Below are 26,843 nucleotides of genomic sequence, written 5' to 3'. Positions count from 1 at the left end.
TGGGCTAGAATTTGCCCATAATCGATCGTCACCCCGGGCTTGACCCGGGGCCCAGCTTCTACCCACGACGAAGAAGAAGCGGGGCCCCGGGTCAAGCCCGGGGTGACGGGTTAGGGGTGCGTCAGCCGATCCGCGTCACCGTGAAGCCGCGCTTACCCAACATCGCCACCACCGAATCCGCACCCACCAGATGCCCCGCGCCGACCGCCACCAGCACGCGGCCCGGCCGCCGCATCCGTTGCGCGATCCACCCGGACCAGCGCGCGTTGCGCCGCGTCACCAGCACCTCCTGCAACACCGGCGTGCCGCGGAACGCCGGTTCGAGGCTCGCCGCCAGCGCCCGCATGTCGCCGGCCGACCACGCCGCCAGCGTCCTGGCATAGCCATCGGGATCGCCGATCGCACGCGCCAGCAGCACGCGCTGCGCCGGCTCGGGCAGGCTGTCGAACAATGCCAGCTGCCCCGCCTGTGTCTCCAACGCCAGATGCCGCCGCCCGGCAAAGCGCGCCGCCAGCGTGGCGTCCACGCCGTCCTCTGCCGAGGCCCCGGCCTGCTGCATCGGCGCGGCGGCGATCGTCACCGCCGCTGCCCAGGTCTTCATATCGTCGAGCGTCGTGCCGTAGCGCGCCAGCGCCGCTCGCTGTGCGGCGGCGACGCGCTGGGCCAAGGGTGGCAGGCCGAGCACGCGCGCGGCTGCCTCGAACGTCGCGGCATCGCCGGCCGGTATTTCCGTCACCAGCGTATCCGCCCCAGCGATCGCCGCCGCCACCGCCGGCGTCTGCCAGTGCACACCCGCCGGCAGCGCGTGGATCGTGCCCAGCAACCAGATCTCGGTATCGCCGTCGCTCAAGCGCCACACCGCCGGCGTGGCCACCGTCTCGCGCGGCCCGCACGATGCCAGCAGCAGCGCCGCGGCAAGCGCCAGCCAGCGGATCAATATTTGACTCGCACGGCCTTCAGCTTGCGCTTCTTGAGCTGCGCGATCACGCTGTCCTTGCCCGCCAGATGCCCGGCGCCGACCGCCACGAACACCGTGCCCGGCTGCTTCATCCGCGTGTCGATCCAGTCCGCCCAACGCACGTTGCGATCGGCCAGCAGGATGCGCCCGAGCTCGGGCGTCTCGCGCATCCCCTCGTTCATCGTCTTGCCGAGCCGGTCGGGCTTCCCCGCCGACCAATCGCCGACCATCTCGGCGAGCGAGGCATTGACCTCGGGCAGGTCCTTCACCGTGCTGTTGAGGAATTTGATCTGCAGGTTTTCCGGCAGCGTATCGAAATAGCCGATCTGCTGCTCCGCCGTCTCCAGCCCGATGACCTTCTTGCCCGCCGCCTTGGCCGCGGCGCTGAGCACCGTTTCCGGCCCGTTGCTGGTGTCGTAGCCCGATTTCATCACCGGGATCAGCGACAATTGCGTCGCTGCCAGCCACGGATCGGCGCGGTCGAGTGCGGTCGCCGGCAAGCCGAACCCGGTCAGCGCCTTGAGATAGGCGGCACGATCCGGCTCGGACAATTTTTCCGGCAGCGTCGGGCCGGTGGTGGTGAAGCCCGCCTTCATGACGATCGCCTGCATCTCCGCGGGCGGCGGCTGGACCATCTCCAGCACCAGATCGTCGCTCGCATCGAAGGCATTCTTCACCCCATCGTCGAACCAGGTCAGCCCCGGCTTGAGCACATGGATCGTGCCGAACAGGTAGATCGTCGTGTCGGCATCCTTGACCACCCACAAAGCGGGATCCGCGTCATTGCCCTTGGCGACGGCAGGAAGCGGCAGCGCCAGCAGCGCAGCGGCGATCAGCCCGCGCAGTTTTTTCAGCATCATCATGCCCTCCATATAGGGGTGCGGGCGGGGGGCGGCAATTCGCGCCGGTTGACCCCCAAACCCGCCTGCGCCAAAGCGCAGACAGATTTTCCGCATCTGCGAAGGTATCGTCTTTGAGCCAGCCGCTCAGTTTTCAGCGCATGATTCTCAAGCTCCACGATTATTGGAGCGAACGCGGCTGCCTGATCCTTCAGCCCTATGACATGGAAATGGGCGCCGGCACGTTCCACACCGCGACGACGCTGCGGGCGCTCGGCCCGGAGCCGTGGAACGCCGCCTTCGTCCAGCCCTGCCGCCGCCCGACCGACGGCCGCTACGGCGAGAACCCCAATCGGCTGCAGCATTATTACCAATATCAGGTGATCCTGAAGCCCAGCCCGGCCGATCTGCAGGAACTGTATCTCGGCAGCCTCGCCGCGATCGGCATCGACTTCACCAAGCACGACATCCGCTTCGTCGAGGACGATTGGGAGAGCCCCACGCTCGGCGCCTGGGGGCTGGGCTGGGAAGTGTGGTGCGATGGCATGGAAGTCACCCAGTTCACCTATTTCCAGCAGATGGGCGGCTTCGATTGCAAGCCGGTGGCGGGCGAACTGACCTACGGGCTCGAGCGGCTGGCGATGTATATCCAGGACAAGGATAGCGTGTACGATCTGGCGTTCAACGATGCCGGAGTCAGCTATGGCGACGTATTCCTCGAAAACGAGAAGCAGATGTCGAAATGGAATTTCGAGATCGCCAACACCGACGCCCTGTTCGATCTGTTCCGCAAGCATGTCGCCGAATGCGAGAACTCGTTGGAGGCCAAGTTGCCGATCCCGGCCTATGAGCAAGCGATCAAGGCCAGCCACGTGTTCAACCTGCTGCAGGCGCGCGGCGTGATCTCGGTCGCCGAACGCCAGGCCTATATGGGCCGCGTGCGCGACCTTGCGAAGGGCAGCTGCCAGGCCTGGATCGAAAGCAACACGCCCGCCTGGCAAGCGAAATACCCGGGGTGGACGGCATGACCGATTTCCTCCTCGAACTCCGCTCCGAAGAAATTCCGGCCAGGATGCAGGACAAGGCGCGCGACGATCTCGCCCGTCTGTTCGCCGCCGAGCTGACCAAGGCCGGCCTCGCCGCGCCCGAGCTCGTCACCTATGCTACGCCGCGCCGCCTGGTGCTGATCGCGCGCGACCTGCCCAGCGAAACCGCCGCGTTGAGCGAGGAAACCAAGGGTCCCAAGGCCAGCGCCCCGCCGCAAGCGCTGGAAGGTTTCCTGCGCAAGACCGGCCTCACCCGCGAGCAATTGGTCGAGCGCGACGGCATCCTGTTCGCCGTGATCGACAGACCGGGCCGCGCCACTGCCGACGTGCTGGCGCACGCCATCCCCGCGATCATCCGCGCCTTCCCCTGGCCCAAATCGATGCGCTGGGGCGCCGCCAGCACCACCACCGAAAGCCCCAAATGGGTCCGCCCGCTGCAGGGCATCGTCGCCTTGCTCGGCGAGGAGATCGTGCCCGTCGAGATCGCCGGCGTGACCAGCGGCGCCGCGACGGTCGGGCATCGTTTCCACCATCCGGGCGTGATCACGATCGGCAGCGCCGCCGATTATGTCGAGAAACTGCGCGCCTGCCACGTCATCGTCGATCACGAGGAACGCCGCCAGATCATCGCGCTCGGCGCGACCATGGCCGCGCGGAAAGCCGGCTTGGAGCTGATCCAGGACGCGGGCCTGCTGATCGAGAATGCCGGGCTCACCGAATGGCCGGTGCCGCTGCTCGGCCGCTTCGATGAAGCGTTCCTCGATGTGCCGCCGGAAGTGATTCAGCTCACCGCGCGCGTGAACCAGAAATATTTCGTGTGCCGCGATGCCGACGGCAAGCTCGCCAATGCCTTCGTCTGCACCGCCAATATCGACGCCGCGGATGGCGGCGCGAAGATCATCGAGGGCAACCGCAAGGTGCTCGCCGCGCGGTTGTCGGATGCGAAATTCTTCTACGACACCGATCTCAAGGTGCCGCTTGACGTGCAGGCCGAGAAGCTCGGCGCCATCGTGTTCCACGAAAAGCTCGGCACGCTCGCCGACAAGGTCGACCGCGTCGCCAAGCTGGCCCGCTGGCTGGTGGAAGAGGGCATAATTTCTCCCTCTCCCCTCCGGGGAGAGGGCCGGGGAGAGGGGCAGTCGCAAACGACACCACTCGATACTGCCCCTCTCCCGACCTCGCTGCGCTCGGCCACCCTCTCCCCTGAAGGGGAGAGGGAGAAGCTCGCCACCCAGGTCGACCGCGCCGCCCGCCTCGCCAAGGCGGATCTGGTCACCGGCATGGTCGGCGAATTTCCCGAGCTGCAGGGCCTGATGGGCGGCTATTACGCGGCAGCCCAAGGCGAAGACCCCGCCGTCGCCGCCGCGATCCGCGACCATTACAAGCCGGTAGGGCAGGGCGACGACGTGCCGACCGATCCGGTCACGGTGGCGGTGGCGCTGGCGGACAAGCTGGATACGCTTCGCGGATTTTTCCTGATCGAGGAATTGCCGACCGGTTCGAAGGATCCGTTCGCGCTGCGGCGCGCGGCGCTTGGCGTCATCCGGCTGATCGTCGCCAACGGGCTGCGCGGCGAACTTGGGCAGTGGCTGAACAAGGCGGCCGATTTGCATCTCGAAACCTACTTGCAAGCTGTCGGCCAGCCGATCCCGACCGCTCCGATGTATCTCGAGGTCGTGAACGGCACCAAAAGGCTGATGTCAGACGGCGTCGCGCTGATCGACTTCCCCGTCGCCTCGACTGCGCCCTGCTACGCCGGCCTACAGGCCGCGGGGCTTCACCCCGCGCCGCCGATAGACTTCTTCGCCGACCGCCTCAAAGTCCAGCAACGCGAAGCTGGCGTCCGGCACGATCTGATCGACGCGGTGTTTGCTTTGGGCGGCGAGGACGATCTCGTCCGCCTGCTCGCCCGCGTCCATGCGCTGCAGGCGTTCGTCGGCACGCCCGACGGCGCGAACCTACTCGCCGGATACAAGCGCGCGGCGAATATCCTGAAGAAGGAAGGGGTCACCGACGCCCCCGTCGCCCAGCCCCAAGCCGTCATCCCAGCGCAAGCTGGGATCTCGAGCGATGGCGCGGGACAAGAGCCGCACGAGACCCCAGCTTTCGCTGGGGTGACGGGTGAGGGCGCCGCCGGGGAAATTCCGCTGTCCTACACGCCGGAACCAGCCGAGGCCGATCTCATCACGGCACTCGACTCGGCCGCTCCCCAGGCCGCCGCCGCGGTCGACCGCGAAGACTTCGAAGCCGCCATGGCCGCCCTCGCCACGCTCCGCGCGCCGATCGATGCGTTCTTCGAAACCGTGACCGTCAACGATCCCGCGCCGGCCAAACGCACCGCGCGGCTGGCGTTGCTCGCGCGCGTGCGCGCCGCGGTCCATCAAGTCGCCGATTTCTCCAGGATCGAGGGCTGAGCGTCCTATGCTTGGCCTGACCTTAGCCTAACCTTCCGCCTCCCCAGGCCCATAACCACCTCAAAAGGGACTGACGAATGACGCAGTACGTATATCGGTTTGGCGGCGGCGTGTCGGACGGCGGCAAGGGCGATCGCAACCTGCTCGGCGGCAAGGGCGCGAACCTGGCGGAAATGGCCTCGATCGGGCTGCCCGTGCCGCCCGGCTTCACCATCTCGACCGAGTTCTGCGACGTCTATTACCAGGAGGGCCGCGCCTTCCCGCAGGGCCTACGCGATGAAGTCGCCACCGGGCTCGCGCATATCGAAGGCGTCACCGACAAGAAATTCGGTGACACCGCCGATCCATTGCTCGTCTCGGTCCGCTCGGGCGCACGCGCCTCGATGCCCGGCATGATGGATACCGTGCTCAATCTCGGGCTCAACGACCAGACCGTGCAGGGCCTGGCCGAAACCTCGGGCGATGCGCGCTTCGCCTGGGATAGCTATCGCCGCTTCATCCAGATGTATGCCGATGTCGTGCTCGAGCTCGATCACGCCGCGTTCGAGGATGCGCTGGAGATCGCCAAGGAAGATAACGGCTATTATCTCGACACCGACCTTACGGCGGAAGACCTGCAGAAGCTCGTCGCCGAGTATAAGCTGTTGGTCGAGCAGCAGTGGAACAAGCCGTTCCCGCAGGACGTGCACGATCAGCTGTGGGGCGCGGTCGGCGCGGTGTTCGGCTCGTGGCAGTCGGAGCGCGCGAAAGTCTATCGCCGGCTCAACGATATTCCCGCCGCCTGGGGCACCGCGGTCAATATCCAGGCCATGGTGTTCGGCAATATGGGCGAAACCAGCGCCACCGGCGTCGCCTTCACGCGCGATCCCGCCAAGGGCGACCGCGCTTATTACGGCGAATTCCTGATCAACGCGCAGGGAGAAGACGTCGTCGCCGGCATCCGCACCCCGCAATATCTGACGGTCGCGGCGCGCGAGGTTGCCGGCGCCAAGCCCGCCTCGATGGAAGAGGCCATGCCCGAAGTGTATGGAGAGCTGGCCAAGGTGTTCGACCTGCTCGAGACGCATTACCGCGACATGCAGGATATCGAATTCACCGTGCAGCAGGGCAAATTGTGGATGCTGCAGACCCGTTCGGGCAAGCGCACCGCCAAGGCCGCGCTGAAGATCGCCGTCGACATGGCCGAAGAGGGTCTCATCACGCGCGAGGAAGCGGTCGCCCGCGTCGACCCGCAGGCGCTCGATCAATTGCTGCACCCGACGCTCGACCCCTCGGCCAAGCGCGACGTGCTCACCAAGGGCTTGCCCGCCAGCCCCGGCGCGGCCTCGGGTGCTGCCGTGTTCGACAGCGACACGGCCGAGAAGCGCGCTGCCGCCGGCGACAGCGTGATCCTGATCCGCACCGAAACCAGCCCCGAAGACATTCACGGCATGCACGCCGCCAAGGGCATCCTCACCGCACGCGGCGGGATGACCAGCCACGCCGCGGTCGTCGCGCGCGGCATGGGGCGTCCGTGCGTTTCCGGCGCGGGCACGATCTCGATCGACGCCAAGGCCGGCGTGATGCGCGTTGCCGGTCGCGAGATTCATGCCGGCGATATCGTCACGATCGACGGTTCGACCGGCGAAGTGATGGCCGGCGCGGTGCCGACCGTGCAGCCCGAACTGTCGGGCGATTTCGGCACGCTGATGGCCTGGGCCGATGGCGTCCGTCGCCTGAAGGTACGCGCCAACGCCGAGACACCGCTCGACGCCCGCGTCGCGCGCGAATTCGGCGCCGAGGGCATCGGCCTGTGCCGCACCGAGCACATGTTCTTCGATGCCGAGCGCATCACCAACGTGCGCCAGATGATCCTCGCCGAAGACGAAGCCGGCCGCCGCGTCGCGCTGGAGAAACTGCTTCCCGAACAGCGCAGCGATTTCGTCGAACTGTTCGAGGTCATGGCCGGCTTGCCCGTCACGATCCGTCTGCTCGATCCCCCGCTGCACGAATTCCTGCCGCACGAGGAAGCCGAATTCGCCGAAGTCGCGACGGCGGCAGGGATCGACATCGACACGCTCAAGCGCCGCGCCGCCGAACTGCACGAGTTCAACCCGATGCTCGGCCATCGCGGCTGCCGCCTGGGCGTTACCTATCCCGAGATCTACGAGATGCAGGCGCGCGCCATCTTCGAAGCGGCGATCGAGGTCGCGGTGAAATCGGGCGCCGCACCGATCCCCGAGGTGATGATCCCCTTGGTTGGCACGCGGCGCGAGCTCGAACTGATGAAGCAGGTCGTCGACAAGGCTGCGCAGGCGGTGTTTGCCGACAAGGGCCGCGAGATCGAGTATCTCGTCGGCACGATGATCGAGCTGCCGCGCGCCTGCCTGATGGCCGGCGAGATCGCCGAGGTTGGCGAATTCTTCTCGTTCGGCACCAACGATCTGACGCAGACGACGCTCGGCGTGAGCCGCGACGACGCGGCCCGCTTCCTCACCACCTATGTCGAGCGCGGCATCTACGCCAAGGATCCGTTCGTCAGCCTCGACGTCGAGGGTGTCGGGCAGTTGATCGAACTGGCGGCAGAGCGGGGCAGGGCGGCGCGCCCCGGCATCAAGCTTGGCATCTGCGGCGAACATGGCGGCGATCCGGCGAGCATCGCCTTCTGCGAGACGGTCGGCCTCGATTACGTCTCGGCCTCGCCCTACCGCGTGCCGATCGCGCGTCTGGCGGCGGCGCAGGCCGCATTGGCGAAAGGCTGAGCTTCAAGCGTCGCCCTCACCCTTCCGGCGCTACGCGCCTCCCTCCCTCACCCGATGGGAGAGGGACTTAAGCGGCACCACAATCTCCCTCTCCCTTCGGGAGAGGGAAGGGGCCCGCCGGCGCAGCCGGTGGGAAGGGTGAGGGCGACCAGCAGCGCTATTCCGGCGGAAAGCGCTCCGCCTGTTCGGTTTCCTTGCCGTCGCGCAGCAAGGCGGCCTGCTCGCGCCACTGCTCGCGGGTGATATAGCCGGCCGGGAGCGCCAGCCGCTGCTCGAGCGCCATTTCATCCTCGGCCGACATGTCGGTAATATCCTCGAAGCGCGTCACCCCAAGGCCGAACAGCCGCGTCTTGAGCGCGGGATCGATGCCGCGGATATTGCCGAGATCGGGGCGACCGATGCTGAACCAGCTGCTCTTGGGGGCATCGGCCACCGGCGTGGGCGTCGTCTCGGGCACGAGGTCCGGCGCGGCGGCGGCTGTTGCCACCGGCACGGCGGTCGCCACCGGTTCGGTGACGATCGCGGCCTCGGCAGCGCGCACCCGCTGCAGCTCGGCATTGTCGCGCTCCAGTTCGGCGACGCGCCGATTGGCTTCGCGCAGCTTGAGATCGGCATCGCGGCGGAACTGCGCGTAATTGCCGCTCTCGTCGTTGAAGCGCTTGCGCCACTTGCTGCCGCCGGAGCGCAACCCCATCCCGATAACCAGCCCGCCGAAGAACAGCAGGAGCAGGACGATCAACTGGGATGACGACGTGAACAGCATGGCGAATAGCCTCGATCAGGAAGAGCGGTCGCAATCCTGACGCGATGTGGCGCTGTGATCAAGTCGCGTGGAACGGGGCGTTAGATCCCGCTCTTGAACGCGTCGGAGATCGAGCATGCTGCCGGCCCCAAAATCACCACGAATAGCACCGGCAGGATGAACAGGATCAGCGGCACGGTCATGATCGCCGGCAGTCGCGCGGCCTTCTCCTCGGCGCGCATCATGCGCTCGTTGCGGAATTCCGCCGACAGCACGCGCAACGCGGAGGCCAGCGGCGTACCGTATTTCTCGGTCTGGATCATCGTCGTGACCACGCCCTTCACCGCATCGAGATCGACGCGCATGGCGAGGTTTTCGAACGCCTGGCGTCGTTCCGACAGGAACCCGAGTTCGATCGCGGTCAGCGTGAATTCGTCGCCCAATTCCGGATAGGCGCGGCCCAGTTCGCGCGCCACGCGGTGGAATGCGGCATCGACCGTCAGGCCCGCCTCGGCGCAGATCACCAGCAGATCGAGCGCATCGGGCAATCCCTTGCGGATCGCGTCCGAGCGCTTGGCGATCTTGTTCTTGAGGAAAATGTCCGGGGCCTTGTAGGCCAGGATGAACGTGCCCGCGACGATGCCGTAGCGTTTGAGCGCGCCGTAATCGGGGAACATCTCCGCGACATAGACCAGGTAGATGGCCAGCGCGCCGAACACGATCGGCAGCACCAGCCGGCCGAAAATCACCGCGACGGCATATTCCTTCGAACGGATGCCGGCTTGCATCAGCTTGACCTGCGCGACCTTCACCTGGCTGTCCTGCAGCACCTTCATGCCCGACAGCAGGGCCCTGATCCGGTCGGTCGTTTCGTTCTTGGTGACCAGTTTGGCGCGGCGCTTGGTCGAGGCCGTGATCCCCGCCTTGAGCTGTTCGCGCCGCTCGGTCAGCGCCTTGACGCGCTTGGTCATCGGATCGCGCACAGTGGTCGCGGCATAGATGGCGAGCAAAACCGCCAAGGCGGCGACGGCGGCGAGGATCGTCGCCACCATCGTCACATCGATCCCCAGGATCGTCGGTCCGGCGGTTTCACCCATGATCGTGTCTTTTCCCGCGCATCAGATTTCGAAGCTGATCATGCGGGACATGATGAAGGCGCCGATCGCCATCCAGCACAGCCCGCCGCCGCCGATCGCCATCAGCCGCTCGTCCTCGAAGAATTTCTGCATGTAGGTGCCGTTGATGAACCAGATCAGCCCGAAGACGATGAACGGCAGCGCGCCGATGATATAGGCCGAGGCCTTGGATTCGGACGACATCGCCTTGATCTTGAGCTTCATCTGACCGCGCATGCGCAGCACGTTGGCGAGATTCGCCAGCGTCTCGGCAAGGTTGCCGCCGGTCTCGCGCTGGATCGCGATCGAGATGACGAAGAACTGGAATTCAGGCGTCCCGAGCCGATCGGCGGTTTCCTGCAGCGCCGCGTCGAGCGTGCGGCCGATCTTCATCTTGTCGTTGACGGCGCGAAACTCAGCCCCGATCGGCCCGTCCATTTCGTTGCCGACGACGCCGATCGTCTCGGTGATCGGCAAACCGGAGCGCAGGCCGCGCACCAGCAATTCGATCGCGTCGGGCAATTTGGTGGTGAACTGGCCGACCCGCCGCTTGATGAAATAGCTGACCACGAAATGCGGCAGGCCGCCGCCAAGCGCCAGTCCGAGCAGGACCGCGAGCAGGATCGGCAGGCCCTTGAGCGCCGCTATGGTGGTCACGACGATCGTGATGATGGCCGTGGCGATGCCGTACTGGCCGAGCGTCCAGCTCTTGCCGCTCATCGCCAGGCGCTGCTTCAACAAGGCCGGGCGCGGCAGCAGCCGCGTGACGAAACCGTCCGCCTTGGTGGCGCGCGACGTGGTGATGCGCCGCATCAGCTGCGCCTCCGCCGTCATGGCGCCCTCGGCGTGACGCGCGCGCAGCGAGCTCAAGCGCCGCGCCTGCGCGCGCTGTGGCGACGGCCCGGCCAGCGCGAACGCGATCAGCACGAAGAAGATGCTCGCGCCGACGACCAGCATGAAGAATGGCGAAAATTCCATGACGCTACCCTGCGCCCCGTTTCGTTACCGGATGGTCAATCATGCGGTACGCCACGGGATTATTTCTTCCTCGCCAGCATCGTCGTCAGCGCGAACTTGCCCATCAGCGATCCCCCCTTAGCGGGGTTCTTCACCCCAGGGCTAACGTCCTTAACCGCATCCCCGCAGCTGATCAGCGCATCGGCCAGCTCGTTCAGGGCCACCACGGTCTTGGAGCCCTTGCCGGCTTCCGCCATCGGCTTGCCCAGCTTGGCCGATTGCGCGGCCAGTTTCTGATCGAACGGCATCAGGAAATCGATCCGGCGTTCGATCGAGTTTTCGAAGTCCTTACGCGAAATCTCCAACTGCGCGCCCGGCTGGACGCGGTTGGCGATGACATAGACCTGCGTCTGCGGGGCATTGGACTTGAGCCACGACAGCAACCGGATCGAATCACGCGCGGCGGCGAGCGTCAGCTCGGTGACGATTACGGCGATCTGGACATCGGTGATGAGGTTCGGATGCTGCACCAGCATGTTGCGCGGCAGATCGACGATCGTGCATTCGAACGCCGCGCGCATCTCTTCCTGCAACTGGTAGAAGGCAGCGCCGTCGGTCAAGACCGGCGAACTGATCGGCGCTTCGGCCGACAGCACCGACAGCGTCTCGCTGGATTTGACCATCGCGCGTTCGATGAACAGGCCGTCGATCCGGCTGGGATTCTCGATCGCATCGGTCAGGCCGCGGCCGGGCTCGAGATCGAGCGCCAGCGCGCCGGTGCCGAAATGCACGTCGAGATCGAGCAAGGCGGTGCTGCGCTTGCCGCGTTCGCTGAGGATCCAGGCGATCGAGGTCGCGACGGTCGACGCGCCGACGCCGCCGCGCGCGCCAATCACTGCGGTGGAGCAATGCACGCGTTCGGTGCCGGGCTCGGCGGCCTTGGGCGCGTTGAGCACGGTATGCGCGTGCGTAAACGCCTCGCGCAGCATGTCCGGGCTCAGCGGCTTGAGCAGATAATCCTGAATGCCGCTGACCACGAGATCGCGGTACAGCCGCACATCGTTGACCTGGCCGGCGGCGATCACCACCGTGCCGGGTTCGCATACTTCGGCCAGCGCATTGATGTCGTTGAGCGGGTCGCCGGACTCGGAGAGATCGACGAACAGGATCTGCGGGCTGGCGGAAACGGACAGCGATTGCACGGCGTTGCGCAAGCCGCCCTTGTGGACCTTTTCCGGCGCCCAGCCCAGTTCGGCGACGATCGGGCGCAACGCCTCGGCCGTGGTTTCATCGCAGACATAGGCAACGAACGGGTCGCGTGTGCCGAGGCGCGTGGGATTGAATGGTGCGTTCATGATTTAATTGCCCCCGCCTGAGCCGCCGCTCGATCCGCCGCCACCCGAGGTGCTGCCGGATCCGCTGCTGCTGCCGGCTGCTGCCGCGCCTGCGGCGCCACTCGTCGCGCCGCCGGTGCTGACTGCGGTACCGCTGCGATAGGCATCGATCGCCTTGGTCGCCCGCGCTTGATCGGTGACGAGCGAGCCGGGCTGTCCGCGCACCAGATCGCTCGGATTGGCGATCATCGCCGCGAGGTTGGAATTGATCGCACACCCCTGATTGGAGGACGTATTGCCTTCATATTCAATGCCGCTGACGCGGCTGTTATCGGGGCAATGCGGCACCGTAGCCTTCATGCGGCTGACGACGATGCGCACCGTGCCCGGCGCGACCGGCGCACCGGTGACAGGCGCATCATCCGACACGAGCAAGCCGTAGCGCGCGGCCTGCGCCTGTACGTCGTCATGCACGCCGCTACCGCCATAGGCATTGGGATCATCCAGCGCGATGCGATCGCCATAGCCGACGTTGATCGAGCGCATCCAGCCGGCCAATCGCTGCCCCTCGCCGGGGGCCAGCGCCCCGCCGCTGGTGGCGACGTCGAACAGATAGTCGGACCGGGCGACGATCGGTTGATGGACCGATTCCAGCCCGCGATTCTGCGTGCCGCTACAGGCCCCGAGCAACACAGCGGGGGCGAGCGCAAGGGCGATCAGGATAGGTCGCTTGAACATTTCTGTCTTCCTGGCTGCAAGCGTCAAAAGGAGAATCCGGGCGTGGCATTGCCGCTCTTTTTCTGCGTCCGTGTCGGCGGGGCTTTTTCCTCGCGCCGGGCGTCGGCCTTGGGTGCCGGCAGCGTCGGCGCAACCGCGCCGAACGCCGGCGTGGCCACACTCGGCGGTGCCATGCTTGGCTTGGGCCGATCGCCGCCATTGGCGCTGCTGCCGATCTTCCCGAGCAAGATGCGTTCGGCATCGGTCGGTGCCATATACCCGTCGGTCGGCAGCACGATGTCGTTCGCGTTGACCGGCTTCACCAGATACGGCGTAACGACGATCACCAATTCGGTCTCGTTGCGGCGGAAACCATTGGAGCGGAACAGCGCGCCGAGGATCGGTACGTCGCCCAGGCCCGGCGTCTTTTCGATGTTGTTGTCATGGCTGTTCTGCAGCAGGCCGGCGGTCATGAAGCTCTGGCCGGAACCGAGCTCCACCGTTGTCTCGGTGCGCCGCGTGCTTAGGCCCTGAATCACCGTATTGTTCAGCTGCACTGAATTGGCGGCGTCCAACTGGGATACCTCGGCGCGCAGCCGCAGCGAGATGCGGCCATCGGCCAGCACCGTCGGCGTATACGACAGGCTGATGCCGTAGGATTTGAACTCGACCGAGACGCCGCCGAGCGCGCCCTGGCTGATGGGAATGGGAATTTCGCCGCCTGCCAGGAACGTCGCCGTCTCGCCCGACATTGCCGTCAGATTGGGATTGGCCAGCGTCGCGACTTGGCCGACCGTCTCGCCGAGATCGAGCGCGGCAAGGAAATCCGTGCCCAGCGCGCGTCCGGCCAGGCCTAGCGTCGACCGGAAGGAGCCATTGGCTACGGTCGAGGTTTTCACACCGGTTACCGGATCATAAACGATCGTCCCTGCCGTGCCCGAGTTGGAATTGACCAACGTGCCCGCGCCGTTGCGGTCGCTCGTGTTGAGGCGCACGCCGACATTCTTGACGAAGCTGCGGCTGACCTCGGCGAAGCGCACCTGCAAATTGACCTGCAGCGGCGTCGCCGTGCGCAGGCGGCTCAGTACCTTGGTCGACTCGCCGACAAATGCCTGGACCAGCCGTTCCGCTTCCGATGCATCGGCCGGCGATCCGACCGTCCCGGTGAGCAGGATCAGCCCGTTCATCGGCGTTGCCACGACCCGCGCGTCGGGCATCGCCAGGCCCAGCATCTGCTGCACCGAATCGAAATTGTTGATCACGCGGACGGTCGCCGAATAGACCACCGCGCCCGCCTTGTTGGTCGCCGAAACCGTCGTTTCGCCGGGAGTTTTGCCGAAGATGTACATCTGCGTCGGCGAGCGGATCTGGACATCGGCGATCGTATCGCTGGCGATGAACAGGTCGCTCATCGCGCGGGGCAATGTGATCAGGCGTCCACGCCCGGTATTGACCTGCAGCACGGGTGCGGTGGCGCCGGATTGGGCGAGCACAGGGGCGGATGCGCCGCCCATCGAGGCTGCCATCATCGCGGCGGCCAGCGGCCAGCCGATTGGCGTTGCCAGGAAACGCATCACTTCTTCTCCCCGACGACAACCGCCGTCACTGACGTGCCTCGCGCCACGCGCACCACCGGGCCAATCGATACGGTGGCCGCACCGGGATACGAGCCGCCGGGCGCCGGCGTGGCGATGACGGTGGCGACCGGCGCCAGCGTCTGCGTGTTGACGGTCTTGCCGGGCACGGTGCGGCGCTGGAAGCGCGACACGTCCGCGCCGACCGCGTAGCTGCCATTGCCCGACACCGGCTGCGTCGCGAGCCTGGCGAGCATGGCCTTTTCGGCGCGCGGATCGTTGCCCTCGGGCACCTTGATATCACCGCTGGCGATCGCCTGTTCGAGCTCGGAAGTATTGTCGGCGATCGAACGCAGCGACAGCGACAGCGTGCCTAGCGTCTGCGCGACGGCGGCCTGCTCGGCGATCTTCGGCGTGGCCTCGATCGTCACGTTGGAAAAGCCGCGCACCACCGTCTTGCCGTCTTCGCCGACCGTATTGTCGGTGCGCTGATCGGTGGCCAGCACGCGCAGGTTGCGCATTACCGTTTCCGAGGCCTTGAGCGGCGGGCCATCGCCGCCGCCGGGCACGGTCTGGGTCAGGATCAGATCGATGCGGTCGCCGGGAAAGACGAAGCCAGCGACGCCGGCCTGGGCGGTGATCGGGATCGTCACGGCGCGCATGCCCGGGGTCAGCGCGGCGGCCAGGAAACCGCGGTCGCCCGGCTTGACCAGCGCGCCTTGCGTGATCGGCTGGCCCGCGGTGATCGCGTTGCGCACCACCGTGCCCTGCAGCACCGCCAGATTGGTGTCGGCCTTAAGATAATAGGCGTTCTCGACCAGATCCTTGGGCCAGGGCTGAAACTTCAGCGCGCTCGCATCGAGGATCGTACCGACGGGGAGGGAGCGAGTCGCGACGAGCACTTCAGGGCCGTCGATCTGCGCGGCGGCGGCGCTCGCGGCGGGCGCGGAATCGCCCGAGATCAGGCTGCGCGCCATGAACGCGGTGACCGCAGCGACGATCAACGCTCCAACCAGCAGGATGAGTTTACGGGTATCCATGTCGTCTAGAACCTCTTGGGCACGGACCGGTTGATCCGTGATTAATCATCACCGTAATTGGTTAAGGATCGGTTGGTGGATCGCGAAAAACGCCGCGACGGCGATCGCCACGCCGTACGGAACCTCGATTTCAGCGTCGGATGGCAGGCGTTTGCGGTCGATCATCAGCACGATCGTGAGCAGCCCGCCGACCAGCGACATGACGATCAGCAGCCAGGCGAGCGCGCCGACCGCGATGCACCACAGGGCCAGCGCGCCGATCATCTTGACGTCGCCTCCGCCCATCCAGCCGCGTGCGAAGGCAATGCAAAACAGCCCGAAGACGATCAGGGCACTGGCGATCTGCAGCGCCATGTCGGGCCAGGGTTGCAGCCCGTTGGCCCACCACCACACAGGCGCGAGCACCGCGATCGCGATATTCTTCCAATTGGCGATTTCGCGCCTGCGCAGGTCCTCGATCCCGGCCGAGACCAGAAGCAGGGCGAGCACGCCGAGCAACAGCAAGATCGGATTTCCCCACCCCATGGGGGAATTTCCTAGACGACATGGCTTTCGAAAAAGTAACGATCGGCCATGAATTCCCCCCACACGTATCGTCGCGCCCTGCCGGCGGGCGCCAGCATCGACACATGGCGCACGCCCGACGGCTGGGAATTGCGCCGCTTCGACTGGCCGGCGGAGGGCGCGCGCGGAGCGATCCTGTTCCAGGGCGGGCGCGGCGACGTGTTCGAAAAGTATCTGGAGACGTTCGCTTATTGGCACGATCTCGGCTGGAGCGTGAGTTCGCTGGATTGGCGCGGGCAGGGCGGGTCGGGCCGCCTGTCGCCGGACCCGCATGTCGGCCATGTCGACGATTTCGCACAATATATCGCCGACTTCCGGACGTTCTGGCCCGAGTGGCAGGCGCACACGCCGGGCCCGCACGTGTTGATGGGGCATTCGATGGGCGGGCATCTGGTGCTGCGCGCGATGACCGAAGGCGCGGCGGTGCCCGACGCGGCGGTGTTGGTGGCGCCGATGCTGGGGCTGCACAGCCCGGTGGGCCCGCGCTGGGGGGAGCGGCTGGCCAAGCTTGTCGGCAGGCTCGGCAATCCGGCGCGGGCGGCATGGAAGGGCAATGAGCGGCCGGCGACGACGACCACGCGCGAGGCGCTGCTGACCCACGATCACGGCCGTTACGAAGACGAATTGTGGTGGCAGCGCGCAAAACCCGAGCTGGTGCTGGGCCCGCCGAGCTGGCGCTGGCTGATCCGCGCGTTCGAATCGACTCGCCTGCTACGCGATGACCCGCAGCTCAAGGCGATGCGCGTGCCGACCTTGCTGCTCGTCGCCGAGGCCGACCAATTGGTCAGTCCGCCGGCCGCATTGTACGTCGCGTCGATCCTGCCCGATGCGGAGGTGGTCCGCTTCGGCGCCAAAGCGGCGCATGAACTCCTGCGCGAGACGGATCTTATCCGCGATCGCGTGCTGGCTGCGATCGACGCATTCCTGGCCGCCCGCGCGCCGGGCGCCTGACCCGTGGCGCGGTACGACATTGCGATTATCGGCGCCGGTATTGCCGGCGCCGGCCTGGCCGCGGCGATCGGCGAGCTCAGCGCCGGACGTGTCTCCGTGCTGCTGCTCGAAAGCGAGACGACGCCGGGCTATCACGCTACCGGGCGCTCGGCGGCCTTTTGGTCGGAAAGCTATGGCGGGCCCGGGGTGCAGCCGCTGACCACCGCATCCGGGCCTGCGTTGCAGGAGGGCGGGTTCCTCGAACCCCTCGGGTCGCTGCATATCGGGCGGGCCGCGGACGCCACGAAGATCGACGCGTTCCTGGAGCAATTTGCCGGCAGCGGCGTGGCGTTGACACGGGTCGATCCGCGCCCGCTGGTGCCGGGGCTGCATGCCGATTGGGAACTCGGCGTGATGGAGGCAAGCAGCGCCTATATCGACGTGGCGGCGCTGCACGCCGATTGTCTCGCGCGCGCCCGGCGTAGCGGGACAAGCTTGGTGACCGCCGCGCCGCTACGGGCAGCCGACCGCGGCTGGCGGCTTAAGACCAAGGCGGGGGTGTTCGAGGCGGACGTGCTGGTCAATGCGGCTGGCGCCTGGGCCGATGCGGTGGCAGTGCTGGCCGGGATCGCGCCGCTCGGCATCCAGCCTTATCGTCGCACTATGGTGCAGGTGCGCACCGATCCGCCAACCCCCGCCACGCTGCCGCACGTCTCCGATATTTCGGGCGACTTCTATTTCAAGCCGGAAGGCGACGGGCGACTGTGGCTCAGCCCGCATGACGAGACGCCAGTCGATCCGCACGACGTGCAGCCCGAGGAACTCGACGTGGCGATCGCGATCGATCGATTCGAACGGGCAGGCGCATGGCGCGCGGCGGCGGTCGAGCGGCGCTGGGCGGGGTTGCGCAGCTTCGCGCCGGATCGGCTGCCGGTATACGGGTTCGAACCGGGACGAGCGGATTTCTTCTGGTGCGCCGGGCAGGGCGGGTTCGGCATCCAGACCGCGCCGGCCGGCGCCGCGCTGGCGGCGGGGCTGCTGCTGGGCGTGGCGCCCGAGCCGTTCGTGGCGGCGATCGATCCGGCAGTGTACGCACCAGGGCGGTTTCGCTTCTAATATTCCTCCCCCAGCTTGCTGGGGGAGGGGGACCATTCGGCTTTTTTAGCCGAATGGTGGAGGGGTTCTTGCCGCCCCGCGTTACGTTCGTGGCGTACCCCTCCACCATTCGCTTCGCGAACGGTCCCCCTCCCCGAGCGAAGCTCGGGGAGGAATTTAGCTGCGCCCCGCTTTCACAGCGGCATCGCTCGCCAGTCTGTCGACCCGCTCGTTATCGGCATTCCCGGCATGGCCCTTGACCCACACCCAATCGATGCGGTGCGGCTTGGCCGCATCCAGCAGCGCCTGCCACAGATCGGCATTCTTCACCGGCTGTTTGGCGGCGGTCTTCCAGCCATTCTTCTGCCAGCCCTTGATCCATTTGGTCAGCCCATCCATCACATAGCGGCTGTCGGTCGACAGTGTGACGCGGCACGGGCGCTTGAGTGCGTTCAGCCCCTCGATCGCCGCGGTCAGCTCCATGCGGTTGTTGGTGGTCAGCTTCTCGCCCCCCGAAAGCTCCTTTTCCTTGTCGCCTGCGCGCACCAGCGCGCCCCAACCGCCGGGGCCGGGATTGCCTTTACACGCGCCATCGGTGGCGATTTCAACGCGGGACATTTCAACAGTTTCGGTCATGCGAAAATCGTGGTGCCTTGTTCAGTGTAGGTGTCGAGCCGGCGCAGATAGGCCAGCGGATCCTTGCGCGTCACCAGCGCATCGGCCGGCGTGTTGAGCCAATCCCAGGCGCGCGTGAGCAGGAAGCGGATGCACGCGCCTTGCGCCAGGATCGGCAGGACGGCGCGTTCGGCGCCCGATAGGCCATGCGCTGCGTCATAACCGGCAACGATGCCGCGGCCGACTCCGGCATCGAGCGGCAGGCCATCCGCATCGAACGCCCAGGCGCTGTGCATCACGGCAAGGTCATAAGCGCGGATATCGGTGCAGGCGAAATAGAAGTCTATCAGCCCGGTGACTTGGTCGCCGAGCATCAGCACGTTGTCGGGGAACAGATCGGCGTGGATGGTGGCGACGGGCAGGTCACGCGGCCACTGCGTCTCGACCGTGCCCAGCGCCGCCGAGACGCGATCGAACAGGCCGGGCTGGATTTCGTCCATGGCGCGGCCGCATTGATCGAGCAGCGGCCGCCAGTCATCCACGCCGAGCGTGTTGGGGCGCACCATCGTGAAATCGGCGAGGCCAGCGTGCATTTCGCCCAGCGCCTTGCCCGCGGCCAGCGCCTGGGCTGGGGTGGGGGTGGAGAGCGATACGCCGGACAGGAACTTGATCAGACAGGCGGCACGGCCGGCCAAGTGCTGGATCGCCTGACCGGCGCGATCCTTGATCGCCGGCGGCACCGGGCTGCCGCGCGCTGCGAGGTGATCGAGCATGGCGAAGAAGAAGGGCAAATCGCTGGTATCGACGCGCTTTTCGTACAGCGTGAGGATGAACCGACCGGTGGTCGTGTCGACCAGATAATTGCTGTTCTCGACCCCCTCGGCAATGCCCTTGGCCGACACCAGCGCGCCGCAATCGTAGCGCGCGAGGAACGCGCCAAGCGCTTCGGCGGAGACATGGGTGTAGACAGCCATGCTAGCGGCGCATCGCGGTTCGGGAGCAACCCCCCGTCGTCACCCCGGACTTGGTCCGGGGTCCACCCTTCGGCAAAGCGTGCGCTAAAGCTTCCATCGCCGTCCCATGCCGCGCAGCGGACCCCGGAACAAGTCCGGGGTGACGATGACGTGGGGATTATCCGCTTGCGAGGCTTACGCGGCCTCGGCTTCCAGGCCGCGTGGCAGCTTGAACGAGATCGTCTCGCGGTTGGTTTCGACCTCGCGTTCGGTGATCGTGTAATGTTCGCCGAGCCGTGCGACCAGTTCGCGCACCAATATCTCCGGGGCCGAGGCGCCCGCCGTAATCCCCAGCGTGCCGACTCCAGCGAGAAACGCCAGATCCAGATCCTGGGCGCGCTGGATCAGCCGCGCCGGCGTGCCTTCGCGCTCGGCCACTTCCACCAGCCGCACCGAATTGGACGAATTGGGCGCGCCGATCACCAGCATGGCATCGCACATCGCGGCGATCGCCTTGACCGCGGTCTGGCGGTTGGAGGTGGCGTAGCAGATATCGTCGGGGCGCGGCGCCTGGATCGCATTGAAGCGGCGCTGCAGCGTGGCGACGACTTCGGCGGTGTCATCGACCGACAAGGTGGTCTGCGTCAGGAAGGCGATATTGGTCGGATCGGCCGGCATGAACGCCTCGGCATCGGCGACCGTCTCGATCAGCGTCATCGCGCCGGGCGGCACCTGGCCGAACGTACCGATCACTTCCGGATGCCCGGCATGGCCGATGAACACGATATGCTTGCCCTGCGCGACCAGCCGCTCGGCCTGGCGATGGACCTTGGAGACGAGCGGGCAGGTCGCGTCGAGATAGGTCAGGCCGCGATCCTGCGCCGCCAGCGGCACCGATTTGGGCACGCCGTGCGCGGAGAACACCACCGGCACGTCCTGCGGCACTTGGCTCAGGTCCTCGACGAACACCGCGCCCTTGTCCTTGAGCGAGTCCACGACATATTTGTTGTGGACGATCTCGTGCCGGACATAGACCGGGCTGCCGTGCTTCTCGATCGCCAGTTCGACGATGCGGATCGCACGATCGACCCCGGCGCAGAAGCCGCGCGGTGCGGCGATCAGCAGGTTTAGTGCTGGTTTTGGAGCTGTAGCCATGACGCGATGCTCTACGCGATTGCTTGCGCGCGCGAAAGCCGGTTCCTATGGTGCGCGCCGTTCCCCAGGCGAGGCGCAGCTGCGCTTTCCGCCGTTCCAAGATTTAAGGTGCGTATGCCCGTGACAGCCCGGAAGATTCTTGCCCCCTTGATGCTGGTCCCCCTGATCTCGGCGCTCGTCGCGGGCTGCGCCGGCAAGGGCGACATCAACCTAGATGGCGGCGTCGGCATCACCGCGGTACGCTCGTCCTGCCCCAGCGTCGGCATTCCCGCCTCGACCGGCGACATCACCGTGTTCGATCCACCCGCCAGCCGCGACGCTGCGGCGATCGACGTCACCGCATTGATGACCAACGTGCGCTCGACCTGCACCGAGGGCACCGACATCGTCACCGCCGTGACGTTCGACGTGCGCGCCAGCCGGATGCGCGGCGATGTCGCGCGCGACGTGACCCTGCCATATTTCATCACCATCGTGCGCGGCGGCACCGCGGTGATCGCCAAGCGCATCGGCCGTGTGACGGTGCATTTCGATGCCGGACAGACCCGCGCACAGACTAGCGGTACGGCCAGCGCGACGGTTTCGCGCAGCGCGGCGACCTTGCCCGAGGACGTGCGCAAGAAACTGACCGAGAAGCGCAAGGCCGGCGATACCAGCGCGGCGATCGATCCGCTGTCGGCGCCGGAAGTGCGCCAGGCCGTGCTCAGCGCCAGCTTCGAGGCGCTGGTCGGCTTCCAGCTGACCGACGAACAGCTCAAATATAACGCCACGCGCTAAACCCGTTTGACTCATATGCTGCGGCGCGTCACACCCGACGCGTCGATGGCGGGCGACCGTCATGGGTACGCGCGGGAGAGTGCAGACATCCTTCGAGGATGAGCTGCCGCCGAAGGAGCAACCGCCCCGGAATCTCTCAGGCACCAAGGACCGCGCGGGCCGCAAGACACTCTGGAAAGCGCATTCGCCGCGGCGGATGCCACCGAAGGTGTAAGCCGCCCGGGCACCGGGGGGTCAAAGCTCTCAGGTTCCGTGACAGAGGGGGCAGCGATCCGCAGGCACCGTGCGTGCCGGGGGTATCGTTGCACTCGCGCGGAGACCTGGATTGAGCGATTTCGACAATGGCGGGGCGGAAGAAGGCCCTGAGATCGAGAACGAGCTGCTGCCGCTCGATGCCTGGCATCGCGCGCGTGGCGGGCGGATGGTGCCGTTCGCCGGCTACGAAATGCCGGTCCAGTATGAGGGCATCATGGCCGAGCATCTGTGGGTGCGCGAGCATGCCGGGCTGTTCGACGTTTCGCACATGGGCCAGCTGTTCCTGTCCGGCGACGGCCTCGATGCCGCGCTGGAGGCGCTGATCCCCACCGATGTGGTCAGCGTGAAGCTCAACGCACAGAAATACTCGCTGCTGCTCAACGATGCTGGCGGCATTCTTGACGACCTGATGTTCACGCGCTGGGACGACGGCATCTACATGGTCGTCAACGGCGCGGTGAAATATGACGATATTTCGCATCTGCTCGATCACCTGCCCGACGACGTCACGATCAACCACATGGCCGATGCCGCGCTGCTGGCGCTGCAGGGGCCGGAAGCGGTTACCGTGCTGTCGCGGCTCGTGCCGGGCGTCGAGGCGCTGGTGTTCATGACCGGCGGGCGCTTCACCTGGCAGGATGTCGATCTATGGGTCAGCCGCTCGGGCTATACCGGCGAGGACGGCTTCGAAATCTCGCTCGACGCCGAACATGTCGCGGCCTTCGCCGATGCGCTGACTGCCGAGTCGGAAGTGAAACCGATTGGCCTCGGCGCGCGCGATTCGCTGCGGCTGGAGGCCGATCTGCCGCTCTACGGTCACGATCTCGATCTCGAAACGACGCCGATCATGGCCGCGCTGAACTTCGCGGTCGGCAGTAAGCGTCGGCGCGAAGAAGCCAATTTTCCTGGTGCCAAGCAGATCCTCGCGGAGCGCGAGCAGGGCCCCGCGGTCAAGCGCGTCGGCCTGGTCATCGACGGCCGCCAGCCGGTGCGCGAAGGCGCCACGGTGGTAGACCAGAGCGGCGCCGAGATCGGCCGGGTCACCAGCGGCGGCTTCGCGCCGTCGCTGGGCGCGCCGATCGCCATGGCCTATGTGCCGTCGGCGCTGGCCGAGATCGGCACCGTCGTCCAGCTGTCGCAACGTGGCAAGCTGCACAGCGGCACCGTCACCGCCATGCCCTTCATCCCCCACCGTTACGTCCGTGCAGGAGGTCCAAAATGAGCCGTTATTTCACGCAAGATCATGAGTGGATCGACGTCACCGGCGATGTCGGCACGGTCGGCATCTCCGAATATGCGCAAAGCCAGTTGGGGGACATCGTGTTCGTCGACGTGCCCGAAACCGGCAAGACCTTGGCCAAGGGCGATGACGCCGCGGTGGTCGAATCGGTCAAGGCCGCGTCGGACGTCTATGCCCCCGCCAGCGGCACTGTGCTGGAAGGCAATGCCGCGCTCGCCGACACGCCCGCTTTGGTCAATGAGGATCCGGAAAAGACCGGCTGGTTCTTCAAACTGACGCTTAGCGATCCGAGCGAGCTCGAGGCGATGATGGACGAAGCGGCTTACGCCGCGTTCATCGCCGGGCTTTAGTTTGTTCTCCCCCCTCCCGCTTGCGGGAGGGGCCGGGGGTGGGCTCGCGCTCTCCCCGAATGTCATCGCTCGCTTTGGTCGGGCGCCCACCCCCGACCCCTCCCGCAAGCGGGAGGGGGGAGTAAGTGCTATGCGCTACCTGCCCCTCACTGATACCGACCGCACCGAAATGCTCGCCGTCATCGGCGCCGCGAGCATCGACGACCTGTTCGTCGATGTCCCCGCCATCGCGCAGCTCGACGGCCCGATCCACGGCCTGCCGATGCACGCCAGCGAGCTCGCCGTCGAGCGCCACATGACCGCGCTGTCGCGCAAGAACATCGCGGCCAGCGATGGCCCGTTCTTCCTCGGCTGCGGGGCCTACAAGCATCATGTCCCTGCCAGCGTCGATCATCTGATTCAGCGCGGCGAATTCCTCACCGCCTATACGCCGTACCAGCCGGAAATCGCGCAGGGCACGCTGCAGATGCTGTTCGAGTTCCAGACCCAGGTCGCGCGGCTGCTCGGCACCGATGTCGCCAATGCCTCGATGTACGACGGCTCCACCGCGTGCTGGGAAGCGATCGGCATGGCGCGGCGCATCACCAAGCGCGGCAAGGCGCTGCTGTCGTCCGGGCTGCACCCGCATTACGTTTCCGTCGCCAACACGATGGCCAAGTTCACCGGCGATCAGCTCGAAACCGCCGCGCCGACGCTCGACGCGCAGACCGACATCGCCGATCTGATCGCCCGCATCGATGGCGATACGTCGTGCGTGGTCGTGCAATATCCCGACATTCTCGGCCGCATCGAGGATCTGACCGATCTTGCCGCCGCCTGCCAGGCCAATAAGGCGCTGCTCATCGCCGTCGTCACCGAGCCGGTGGCGCTCGGTGCCATCCGGTCGCCGGCCGAAATGGGCGCCGATATCGTCGTCGGCGAAGGCCAGTCGCTGGGCGTCGGGCTGCAATTCGGCGGGCCCTATGTCGGCCTGTTCGGCTGCAAGGACAAATATGTCCGCCAAATGCCGGGCCGGCTGTGCGGCGAAACGGTGGATGCCGATGGCCGCCGCGGTTTCGTGCTGACGCTCAGCACCCGCGAACAGCATATCCGCCGCGAAAAGGCCACGTCGAACATCTGCACCAATAGCGGCCTGTGCGCGCTCGCTTTCTCGATCCACATGACGTTGCTCGGCGAAGCCGGCTTGCGCACGCTGGCCGAGGTCAATCACGCCGGTGCAGTAGCCGCGGCGGATCGGCTGGTGCAGATCCCCGGTGTCGAGCTGGCCACGCCGACCTACTTCAACGAATTCACGCTAAGGCTGCCCGTCGAAGCGCGCCCGATCGTCCGCGCGCTGGCGGACAAGGGCATCCTGGCCGGTGTGTCGCTCGGCCGACTATATCCAGGTGAGCCGGCGCTCGCCAACGGTTTGGTCGTCGCAGTGACCGAGACGACAACCCCTGAAGACGTCGAGGCACTGGCGACTGCGCTCGCCGAGGCGCTGGCATGAATCAGCCCCTACCAATGTTGGATAATTTATGGTCCACACTGGGGATGCGCAGCGGCAAGCCCGGATTAGATCAGCCGTCATCCCGGCGAAAGCTGGGATGCCGTGCGGCTCCTGCGGGACAGCAACCGCACGAGACCCCAGCCTTCGCTTGGGTGACGAATAAGGTGCGCACTGCCGAAAACAGCGCCAGCGTCTCAACATTCTCAACATTCGTTTTCTGCAATCGTCGCAGCGCCCCGTGCGTCGCGTCGGCGAAAGGCTAATCCGATGAGCATCAATGCAAGCGGCTGGCGCCCGGAAGCGCCGCAGCAGGGCACGTCCGCAGCCCCCACCTTCACCGGCAACAAGGCGCTGATGCTGGAGGAAGCGCTGATCTTCGAGATCGGCGACATCCATACGACCGGCGTAGATTTTTTTTCTCTCTCTCCCCTTCGGGGAGAGGGCCGGGGAGAGGGCCGGGGAGAGGGGACGTCTGCCTCCGACGGCACGGCCGGCAATCCAGTACAGCCCCTCTCCCCAACCCTCTCCCCAGAAGGGAGAGGGAGGCTAGGCAATCTCGCCCGCACCGCCACGATCGGCCTCCCCGGCCTGTCCGAGCCCGAAGCGGTGCGCCACTATACCCGCCTCAGCCGCCAGAATTACGGCATCGATCTCGGCTTCTTCCCGCTCGGCAGCTGCACGATGAAGCACAATCCGCGGCTCAACGAGAAGATGGCGCGGCTGCCCGGTTTCGCCGACGTGCATCCGCTGCAGCCGGTCGATACCGTGCAGGGCGCGCTCGAAGTGATCCACCAACTCGCGCACTGGCTGGTCACGCTGACCGGCATGGACTCGGTCGCGATGAGCCCCAAGGCCGGCGCGCATGGCGAACTCTGCGGCATCCTGGCCATCAAGGCCGCGCTCGAAGCCCGCGGCGAGGGCCATCGCAAGGTCATCCTGGTGCCAGAAAGCGCGCACGGCACCAATCCCGCCACCGCCGCCTTTGCCGGCTACCGCGTCGAGGATATCCCCGCCACCAGCGAAGGCCGTGTCGATACGGCAGCGTTGATCGCGCGCCTCGGCCCAGACGTCGCCGGCGTGATGATCACCAATCCCAACACGTGCGGCCTGTTCGAGCGTGACATGCGCGAAATCTCCGACGCGGTGCACGCTGCCGGTGGTTTGGTCTATTGCGATGGCGCGAACTTCAACGCCATCGTCGGCCGCGTCCGCCCCGGCGATCTCGGCATCGACGCTATGCACATCAATTTGCACAAGACCTTTTCCACTCCGCATGGCGGCGGCGGGCCAGGCTCGGGCCCGGTCGTGCTGTCCAAGGCGCTGACTCCGTTCGCGCCACTACCGTTCGTCGAAAAGACCGACCACGGATTCCGCCTCGTCGAGGAGGAAACCGCCGAGGAACATCACGACCAGACCTTCGGTCGCATGGTCGCGTTCCACGGCCAGATGGGCATGTTTACGCGGGCCCTCACGTACATCCTGAGTCATGGCGCGGACGGCCTGCGCCAAGTCGCGGAGGATGCCGTGCTCAACGCCAATTACATCCTGCGTTCGCTGGGTGACACGCTCGTCGCGCCGTTCGGGCATAGCGGGCCATGCATGCACGAAGCCTTGTTCTCCGACGACAATCTGGCCGAGGGCTTCTCGACCATCGATATCGCCAAGGGGCTGATCGACGAAGGCTATCACCCGATGACGATGTATTTTCCATTGGTGGTGCACGGCGCGATGTTGATCGAACCGACCGAGACAGAGAGCAAGGCGGCGCTCGACCAGTTCATCGGCGCACTGCGCAGCGTGGCGGAACGGGCCAAGGCCGGCGATGTGGCGCTCAAGACGGCCCCCCACTTCGCCCCGCGCAGCCGGCTCGATGAAACGCTGGCGGCTAGGAAGCCGGTTCTGGTGTGGAAGAAGCCGCTGGCGCAGGCCGCGGAATAAGCGCG

23 protein-coding genes and 1 riboswitch are annotated in these 26,843 nt (G+C 66.2%); of the genes, 10 read left to right on the top strand and 13 right to left on the bottom strand.

The window, feature by feature from the left end; translation table 11 throughout:
* Positions 1-121: 121 nt before the first annotated feature.
* Together U1739_RS07955 and U1739_RS07950 are read right to left on the bottom strand one after the other, a co-directional pair.
* Positions 122-937: a TraB/GumN family protein gene (locus U1739_RS07955; protein WP_332706179.1), complete on the bottom strand. Its 816-nt coding sequence runs from the start codon at positions 935-937 to the stop codon at positions 122-124.
* On the bottom strand, positions 934-1,815 hold the full coding sequence (locus U1739_RS07950; protein ID WP_332706176.1) for a TraB/GumN family protein: 882 nt from the start codon (positions 1,813-1,815) through the stop codon (positions 934-936). The genes U1739_RS07955 and U1739_RS07950 overlap by 4 nt, the downstream gene beginning before the upstream one ends.
* A gap of 143 nt (positions 1,816-1,958) precedes the next feature.
* Between U1739_RS07950 and U1739_RS07945 the strand changes: the two genes are divergently transcribed.
* From U1739_RS07945 to ppdK, 3 genes are all read left to right on the top strand, one after another.
* Positions 1,959-2,825: a glycine--tRNA ligase subunit alpha gene (locus tag U1739_RS07945; protein ID WP_332706592.1), complete on the top strand. Its 867-nt coding sequence runs from the start codon at positions 1,959-1,961 to the stop codon at positions 2,823-2,825.
* Entirely contained in the window at positions 2,822-5,257 is a 2,436-nt protein-coding gene (gene glyS / locus U1739_RS07940; protein WP_332706173.1) for a glycine--tRNA ligase subunit beta, read from the top strand. Before U1739_RS07945 ends, glyS begins: the two co-directional genes overlap by 4 nt.
* A gap of 77 nt (positions 5,258-5,334) precedes the next feature.
* Positions 5,335-7,998: a pyruvate, phosphate dikinase gene (gene ppdK / locus U1739_RS07935; RefSeq protein WP_332706170.1), complete on the top strand. Its 2,664-nt coding sequence runs from the start codon at positions 5,335-5,337 to the stop codon at positions 7,996-7,998.
* A gap of 157 nt (positions 7,999-8,155) precedes the next feature.
* Here the strand turns inward: ppdK and U1739_RS07930 are convergent, their stop codons facing one another.
* From U1739_RS07930 to U1739_RS07895, 8 genes are all read right to left on the bottom strand, one after another.
* Positions 8,156-8,761, bottom strand: coding sequence for a helix-hairpin-helix domain-containing protein (locus tag U1739_RS07930; protein WP_332706167.1), 606 nt, complete (start codon positions 8,759-8,761; stop codon positions 8,156-8,158).
* Between the two features lie 80 nt (positions 8,762-8,841).
* Positions 8,842-9,837: a type II secretion system F family protein gene (locus U1739_RS07925; protein WP_332706164.1), complete on the bottom strand. Its 996-nt coding sequence runs from the start codon at positions 9,835-9,837 to the stop codon at positions 8,842-8,844.
* Positions 9,838-9,858: 21 nt separating this feature from the next.
* Complete coding sequence (locus tag U1739_RS07920) at positions 9,859-10,833, bottom strand: type II secretion system F family protein (protein WP_332706161.1); 975 nt, start codon at positions 10,831-10,833, stop codon at positions 9,859-9,861.
* A gap of 59 nt (positions 10,834-10,892) precedes the next feature.
* On the bottom strand, positions 10,893-12,167 hold the full coding sequence (locus tag U1739_RS07915; RefSeq protein ID WP_332706158.1) for a CpaE/TadZ family protein: 1,275 nt from the start codon (positions 12,165-12,167) through the stop codon (positions 10,893-10,895).
* A gap of 3 nt (positions 12,168-12,170) precedes the next feature.
* The gene (locus U1739_RS07910) at positions 12,171-12,884 is read right to left on the bottom strand and encodes a CpaD family pilus assembly protein (protein WP_332706155.1); all 714 of its coding nucleotides are present in this window, start codon (positions 12,882-12,884) and stop codon (positions 12,171-12,173) included.
* 23 nt (positions 12,885-12,907) lie between these two features.
* Positions 12,908-14,437, bottom strand: a complete 1,530-nt coding sequence (locus tag U1739_RS07905) for a type II and III secretion system protein family protein (protein ID WP_332706152.1) — start codon at positions 14,435-14,437, stop codon at positions 12,908-12,910.
* The gene (cpaB, locus tag U1739_RS07900) at positions 14,437-15,477 is read right to left on the bottom strand and encodes a Flp pilus assembly protein CpaB (RefSeq protein ID WP_332706149.1); all 1,041 of its coding nucleotides are present in this window, start codon (positions 15,475-15,477) and stop codon (positions 14,437-14,439) included. Before cpaB ends, U1739_RS07905 begins: the two co-directional genes overlap by 1 nt.
* A 48-nt stretch (positions 15,478-15,525) precedes the next feature.
* The gene (locus U1739_RS07895) at positions 15,526-16,002 is read right to left on the bottom strand and encodes an A24 family peptidase (RefSeq protein WP_332706146.1); all 477 of its coding nucleotides are present in this window, start codon (positions 16,000-16,002) and stop codon (positions 15,526-15,528) included.
* A gap of 48 nt (positions 16,003-16,050) precedes the next feature.
* On the opposite strand from U1739_RS07895, the gene U1739_RS07890 reads away from it, so the two are divergent.
* Together U1739_RS07890 and U1739_RS07885 are read left to right on the top strand one after the other, a co-directional pair.
* Entirely contained in the window at positions 16,051-16,992 is a 942-nt protein-coding gene (locus U1739_RS07890) for an alpha/beta fold hydrolase (protein ID WP_332706143.1), read from the top strand.
* 3 nt (positions 16,993-16,995) lie between these two features.
* Positions 16,996-18,087, top strand: a complete 1,092-nt coding sequence (locus tag U1739_RS07885; RefSeq protein ID WP_332706140.1) for an NAD(P)/FAD-dependent oxidoreductase — start codon at positions 16,996-16,998, stop codon at positions 18,085-18,087.
* Between the two features lie 156 nt (positions 18,088-18,243).
* On the opposite strand, the gene rnhA is transcribed toward U1739_RS07885, so the two are convergent.
* The 3 genes from rnhA to ispH form a co-directional block, all read right to left on the bottom strand.
* The gene (gene rnhA / locus U1739_RS07880) at positions 18,244-18,702 is read right to left on the bottom strand and encodes a ribonuclease HI (RefSeq protein WP_332706137.1); all 459 of its coding nucleotides are present in this window, start codon (positions 18,700-18,702) and stop codon (positions 18,244-18,246) included.
* Positions 18,699-19,655 (bottom strand): homoserine kinase, encoded by a 957-nt coding sequence (thrB, locus tag U1739_RS07875; RefSeq protein ID WP_332706134.1) that lies wholly within the window; start codon positions 19,653-19,655, stop codon positions 18,699-18,701. Before thrB ends, rnhA begins: the two co-directional genes overlap by 4 nt.
* Positions 19,656-19,829: 174 nt before the next feature.
* Entirely contained in the window at positions 19,830-20,789 is a 960-nt protein-coding gene (ispH, locus tag U1739_RS07870) for a 4-hydroxy-3-methylbut-2-enyl diphosphate reductase (RefSeq protein WP_332706131.1), read from the bottom strand.
* Positions 20,790-20,939: 150 nt separating this feature from the next.
* Between ispH and U1739_RS07865 the strand changes: the two genes are divergently transcribed.
* From U1739_RS07865 to gcvPB, 5 genes are all read left to right on the top strand, one after another.
* Positions 20,940-21,566, top strand: coding sequence for a hypothetical protein (locus U1739_RS07865; RefSeq protein ID WP_332706128.1), 627 nt, complete (start codon positions 20,940-20,942; stop codon positions 21,564-21,566).
* Positions 21,567-21,628: 62 nt separating this feature from the next.
* Positions 21,629-21,729, top strand: a riboswitch (glycine riboswitch).
* A gap of 162 nt (positions 21,730-21,891) precedes the next feature.
* Positions 21,892-23,043: a glycine cleavage system aminomethyltransferase GcvT gene (gene gcvT, locus U1739_RS07860; RefSeq protein WP_332706125.1), complete on the top strand. Its 1,152-nt coding sequence runs from the start codon at positions 21,892-21,894 to the stop codon at positions 23,041-23,043.
* On the top strand, positions 23,040-23,411 hold the full coding sequence (gene gcvH / locus U1739_RS07855; protein WP_332706122.1) for a glycine cleavage system protein GcvH: 372 nt from the start codon (positions 23,040-23,042) through the stop codon (positions 23,409-23,411). The genes gcvT and gcvH overlap by 4 nt, the downstream gene beginning before the upstream one ends.
* Positions 23,412-23,541: 130 nt before the next feature.
* Complete coding sequence (gene gcvPA, locus U1739_RS07850) at positions 23,542-24,900, top strand: aminomethyl-transferring glycine dehydrogenase subunit GcvPA (RefSeq protein ID WP_332706119.1); 1,359 nt, start codon at positions 23,542-23,544, stop codon at positions 24,898-24,900.
* Positions 24,901-25,167: 267 nt separating this feature from the next.
* Entirely contained in the window at positions 25,168-26,838 is a 1,671-nt protein-coding gene (gcvPB, locus tag U1739_RS07845) for an aminomethyl-transferring glycine dehydrogenase subunit GcvPB (RefSeq protein WP_332706116.1), read from the top strand.
* Positions 26,839-26,843: the final 5 nt, after the last annotated feature.

It is taken from the genome of Parasphingomonas puruogangriensis, from assembly GCF_036663635.1.
Lineage (GTDB): Bacteria > Pseudomonadota > Alphaproteobacteria > Sphingomonadales > Sphingomonadaceae > Sphingomonas.
This window is presented reverse-complemented; position numbering and strand designations above follow the sequence as displayed.